We start from the raw sequence: 5,791 nt of genomic DNA on the forward strand, positions 1-5,791 counted from the left end.
GTAGAACGAGTTGAGAAAAAACAGGATTTCTTCGTAGTGAATACTTCAAAAGGTGTTTATCATGCAAAGGTTGTGGTCATCGCAACTGGATATTATGATCACCCAAATCTTTTAGGTATTCCAGGGGAAGAATTACCAAAAGTCAGCCATTATTYCAAAGAAGGTCACACTTATTTTGATACGGATGTCGTGGTGATTGGAGGGAAAAACTCTAGTATTGATGCTGCACTTGAATTGCATAAAGCAGGTGCAAGAGTAACGGTGGTTTATCGTGGCAGCACCTATTCCAGTAGTATAAAACCATGGATTTTACCCGAGTTTGAAGGTGTAGTTAAAAATGGTGAAATCACCATGCTGTTTGAATCACATGTAGAAGAAATAAAACAAGAAGAAGTAATAATTCGTCAGCAAAATCAAGTGATTTCTTTAAAAAATGATTTTGTTTTTGCGATGATTGGTTATCATCCTGATCATGAGTTTTTACGGGAAATGGGTGTTCGAATCGATGAAGAATCGGGGAGACCGCTTTTAAATGAATTAACAATGGAGTCGAATATTGAAAACCTTTATATTGCAGGTGTTTTAGCTGCTGGTAATAATGCCAATGAAATTTTTATTGAAAATGGCCGTTTCCATGGCGAGTTAATTGCAGATGCAATTGTACAAAAAGAAAAGCTGCTGAAATAAGCAGCTTTTTGTTTTTATAGGCTTATGCAGAATGAAAAAGCTTTTAATATTTAAACCAAGTTGAAAGAGGTTCGATAAGATGCGAATCTGAAAGTCCAATTAACAACTTAATTCTCGCTTTTTGACCGCTTAGTCCGTGAGCAAATAATACTCCCATGTCTTCTAACATCTTCCCTCCGCCTTCGTAGCCATAAACGGGCTGCGCAATACCGTTGTAACATCTAGATACTAAAACAACAGGAATATGTTGGTTAATTAATTGTTGAATTCCTTGCACGATTGCAGGTGGTACATTTCCTTGTCCTAGTCCTTCCAAGACAATGCCATCATAGCCGACATTCGCAATGTGCAAAAGCAAGTCTGCATCCATTCCCGCATAGACTTTTAACAGCGCAACTCTTTTATTGATTTCATGTAACTCAAACGTATCACTTCTAATCGGCGTAAGGTGGAAATGAACGCCTGTTTTTGTTATTAATCCAATAGGTCCATATTGAGGACTTTGGAACGTTGAGACATTACTGGTTGAAGTTTTCGTAACACTTTGTGCAGTGTGTATTTCATCATTCATCACAACGAGCACACCTTTACCAAACGCATCTTGAGCACTAGCCACTCGAACAGCTGATAATAAGTTATAGACACCATCAGCCCCAATCTCATTTGACGAGCGCATGGCACCCGTTAATATAATAGGGATATCGCTGTTAACAGTTAAATCTAGGAAGTATGCAGTTTCCTCTAATGTGTCTGTTCCATGTGTGATGACAAACCCTTCCACTTGTCCCGCTGCTATTTGCTGATCAATAATCTCTTTTATCGCAAACATTTCTTTTGGGGTTATGTGTGGAGAAGGGAAATTGAATGCTTCAATTTCATGGATATCGGCATATTCCTTTAACTTATCAATTTCTGAAGTTATTGGGTTTGAATCTCCTGTTACGACTGCACCTGATTCACTATGTACATGCATTGAAATTGTTCCACCTGTATGGATAACAACTATTTTTTTCACTTGAAATTTCCTCCATCCATTCATTCATCAAATCGTTATAAAATGATATAATTAATCTACTAAAAGGAGGCGAGCGCAACTTGATAATTTTACTATCTGTCGCAATCGCTCCAGGACTTGCTTTATTCAGTTATTTTTATTTGCGAAATCAAATATCAACAGAGCCTTCACGATCATTGTTTCATACTTTTATATATGGTGCTATGTTAACCTTTCCTATTCTCTTCATTCAACATGTATTTAAATTAGAACACATATTTCAATCAGCATTTATTACAAATGTTTTATTCACAAGTACACTTGAAGAATTTTTTAAATGGCTCATTTTAGTAATGGTTATCTATCAACATGTCGATTTTGAAGATCCATATGATGGAATTCTTTATGGAGCTAGTGTTTCCTTAGGATTTGCAACAGTAGAAAACATTTTATACTTGTTGACATATGGGCTAGATACGGCATTCTTACGAGCTTTGTTACCAGTATCAAGCCATGCAATCTTTGGCGTTGTTATGGGCTATTATCTTGGACGTGCAAAGTTTGCAGTCAGACAATCTTCGAAACCTTTACTATTTATTGCATTGCTAGCTCCATTAAGTTTACACATGATTTACAACGGAATACTAGCCATTGAAGGAATATGGTTGTATTTTATGATTCCTTTTATGCTTTTCTTATGGTGGCTATGTTTAACAAAAGTAAAGCAAGCCCATTTATTGACAATACAACACTTTCAAACACGTGAAGAGCTACGTGATATGTAATAAAACCAATTTTATTAATTGGTTTTATTTTTTTTTTGTATAAAATTCGTATAAATCCTCATTCTAAAAAAAAGKAGAAATGTTTATGCGAAAAAATAAATGGTTAGTTTGGTTTATCACTTTATGTTTGTTGACAATGACTTTAAGTACTCCAAAACATTCCGAAGCATTTTCAGGTCAAGTTATTGAGCTTGGAGCCAATGGAGAGGATGTTATTGAGCTACAAGCACGATTGCAATATATGGGATTCTACAAAAATCAGATAGACGGTAAATTTGGTTACGGTACTTACTGGGCATTGCGTAATTTCCAAGAAAAATTCGGTTTACCAGTCGACGGAATAGCTGGCCAGAAAACAAAAGCGAAACTTGTCAACCAATCAAATTATAATAAAGAGTTTGTGCGAAACCAATTGAATAAAGGTAATCGCTTTACACACTACGGGGGCAAACCTTTAGAACAACAAGTGAAAAAAGGAACAAGTCCAGCACCCAAAAAAAATGAACAAGTCCAACTTCCTGCAAAATACTCACAACAGGATTTACAACTTATGGCCAATGCAGTGTATGGAGAATCACGCGGTGAACCATATGAGGGACAAGTTGCAGTAGCATCAGTCATATTAAATCGTGTTGAAGATTCGAAATTCCCAAATACAGTAAGTGGAGTTGTCTTTCAACCACGAGCTTTTACAGCAGTTGCTGACGGACAAATTTGGCTTACACCAAATGCTCGCGCTAAAGAGGCTGTTTTAGACGCGATAAATGGTTGGGATCCTACGGAAAATGCCCTTTATTACTTTAATCCAGACACAGCTACCAGCGCCTGGATATGGACTCGACCACAAATTAAAACAATTGGGAAACATATATTCTGCGAATGAGGAGGAATAACATGAAGATTATTAMAAGCTTGTTAGCGGTTGCCTTGATCATTATGGGCGTATTTTTATATACATCTAAACAAAATGAAGTAGCTTTGGAAAATGATTTGAGAGCCCAATACACCAATCGGATGACGGAGGCTTCAGAAAAACTAACTGAACTACAAAAATCCGTTCAAAGTGCCACAGTTTTTAATGATCCAAAAGCTCAAGCAGAACCACTTGAAGATATTTGGAGACTTTCATCAGAAATAAAAAGTGATATATCCTCACTACCACTCCAACAAGATTTTACAAGTGAATGGTTGAATTACTTAGGACGGCTTGGAGATTATGCAAAATTAAAGAGTCAAGGCAAAGTACCTGAAGAGAAATGGTTAACAGTAACCAATAATGTATCTAAAAACTTAGATGAATTTTCAGTTGAATGGCAAAACGCTTCAACCGAATTATTAGCAAAACAACAATCTTTCTCAAAATGGCAAAAAGAAGTCAAATCAGCTCAACCTTCTGAAAAATGGACTAAAATGTCTACTACTGTTAAAGGCTATTCAGAAAGCGATTTCCCACTCACCGCGAGTGAATCGGATGATCAAAAGAAAAAGGATTTAAAAGCGATTAAAGATAAACCCGTTACAGAAAAACGAGTTGTAAAACAAATGAAAGAAATGTTTCCAACATTAAAAAATGCAAAAGTTGTCGTTTCATCTAGTAAATCAGGAGCAGCATATCCGTTTTACCACATTTCATTCAACGAAGGCATTCGAACTGGTTACACGGATTACACCAAAAAAGGTGGCCAACTTTTATCCATGTTAATTGAACGTCCGATTGGAAAAGATCGTATTCCTCAGGAGGAGATGAAAGAAAAGGCGAAAAAAGCAGTTAAGAAATATGGATTTGAAGATGTTGAACTCGTGGAATCACGTGAAAACGATTTAGTATGGCATGTCGTGTTTGTGCGTTTAGATCCAGTGAATAAAGCTCGGATTTATGCTGATGCAATGCAATTAAAACTTGCAAAAGATGATGGAGAAGTCCTAGGTGTAAACACGATGGAATATATCCAAAAAGAAACGTTACCAGATCAAAAAATAGTACCTGTAAGTTGGAACGAATATTTTACAGATCAAGTTGCCATTAAAAGTGAAGTACTAGCGTATACCGAAAATGAGGAATTACAACAGCGTCTATGTTATGAACTAATGGTGTTAAAAGAAACGAAAGAAGAAAGTCACACGTTCAGAATTTTAATTGATACAGAAACGCATGAAGTAATAAAATCTGAAATGATGAACTAGGAAATTTTAGATTTACAACGAAACCAAAACATAAAACTGTTGATTAGTATTAAATTCACCCCTACGGAAGCTCACACTAGTGGGCTTTTTTTTTGCCTCCTGTGTTACAATTATGTGTGAGAACGTATAGGAGTGGATGATGTGAAAAACAGTATACAAATAGCGATTGATGGGCCTGCAGCTGCAGGAAAAAGCACAATAGCAAAACTCGCTGCTGAAGAACTTGGTTTTACATATATTGATACAGGAGCTATGTATCGAGCAATTACGTATAAAGCACTTGAACGTCACATAGATTTAGAAAATGAAGAGGCCTTAACAAACTTGCTTCTAGAAACCAAAATTGAATTAATCCCATCTCATGATGGACAACTTGTTTATTTAGATGGTGAGAATGTTTCAGAAGCGATTCGTTCCACCCTTGTGACATCTTCTGTTTCTTCCGTAGCTGTACATGCAAGTTTACGAGAAGAAATGGTTAGTCGGCAATTGAAAATGGCTGAAAGTGGTGGTGTGGTGATGGATGGCCGCGACATCGGGACACATGTGTTAGTTGATGCTGAATTAAAAGTCTTTATGTCTGCAACTGTTGAAGAACGAGCGAAACGACGCCAGTTAGATAATGAGCGACGTGGCATTGTTTCACATGTAGATCAACTGAAAAAAGAAATTGCAGAACGAGATAAAATGGATAGCGAACGACAAGCTTCACCCCTTATTCAGGCAAAAGATGCAATTTACTTGGATACCACAAATTTAACAATTAATGAAGCAGCTAATCACATTATTCAATTAGCGAAAGAAAGGATGAGCTAAATGAACATGTACCAATTTGCTAAAAATTTCGTTTGGATCACATTAAAGCCGATATATCGTTTTGATGTAAAAGGGTTAGAACATTTTCCGAAAACCGGCGGAGTTTTAATTTGCTCAAACCATATCGATGCTCTTGATCCTCCAGTAGTGGGAATTACTGCTCCACGCCCGGTTCATTTTATGGCTAAGGAAGAGCTTTTTCATATGCCAATATTAAAACCTCTATTGCCGAAAATAAATGCATTTCCTGTTAAAAGAGGATTGAGTGACCGTGAAGCATTAAGAAAAGCATTAGCCTTATTGAAAAACGGAGATGTAATGGGTC

General features: G+C 36.6%; 7 protein-coding genes. 6 read left to right on the plus strand and 1 reads right to left on the minus strand.

The genetic code is table 11. The features are described 5' to 3' along the window. Positions 1 to 687 (plus strand): NAD(P)-binding domain-containing protein (locus AC1DOS_RS17440; protein WP_477538518.1); only part of this gene is annotated, 687 nt, incomplete at its 5' end. Positions 688 to 730: 43 nt separating this feature from the next. Here AC1DOS_RS17440 and AC1DOS_RS17445 read toward each other — a convergent pair. Next, positions 731 to 1,702 carry an asparaginase gene (locus AC1DOS_RS17445; RefSeq protein WP_477538519.1) on the minus strand — a complete coding sequence of 324 codons (972 nt, stop codon included), beginning with the start codon at positions 1,700 to 1,702 and terminating at the stop codon, positions 731 to 733. Positions 1,703 to 1,782: 80 nt separating this feature from the next. Here AC1DOS_RS17445 and prsW point away from each other — a divergent pair, with 80 nt between their 5' ends. The 5 genes from prsW to AC1DOS_RS17470 all read left to right on the plus strand — a co-directional run. Next, complete coding sequence (prsW, locus tag AC1DOS_RS17450; protein ID WP_477538520.1) at positions 1,783 to 2,466, plus strand: glutamic-type intramembrane protease PrsW; 684 nt, start codon at positions 1,783 to 1,785, stop codon at positions 2,464 to 2,466. 85 nt (positions 2,467 to 2,551) lie between these two features. Continuing rightward, a complete protein-coding gene (gene sleB, locus AC1DOS_RS17455) occupies positions 2,552 to 3,349 on the plus strand; it encodes a spore cortex-lytic enzyme (RefSeq protein ID WP_477538521.1) in 798 nt (265 codons plus the stop codon). 11 nt (positions 3,350 to 3,360) lie between these two features. Next, positions 3,361 to 4,650: a PepSY1/2 domain-containing protein gene (locus AC1DOS_RS17460; protein ID WP_477538522.1), complete on the plus strand. Its 1,290-nt coding sequence runs from the start codon at positions 3,361 to 3,363 to the stop codon at positions 4,648 to 4,650. A gap of 141 nt (positions 4,651 to 4,791) precedes the next feature. Beyond that, entirely contained in the window at positions 4,792 to 5,466 is a 675-nt protein-coding gene (cmk, locus tag AC1DOS_RS17465; protein WP_477538523.1) for a (d)CMP kinase, read from the plus strand. Then, the coding region (locus tag AC1DOS_RS17470; RefSeq protein WP_477538524.1) for a lysophospholipid acyltransferase family protein at positions 5,467 to 5,791 on the plus strand (325 nt) is incomplete at its 3' end. It lies immediately after the preceding gene.

Source organism: Paenisporosarcina sp. P5_A11, from assembly GCF_056400705.1.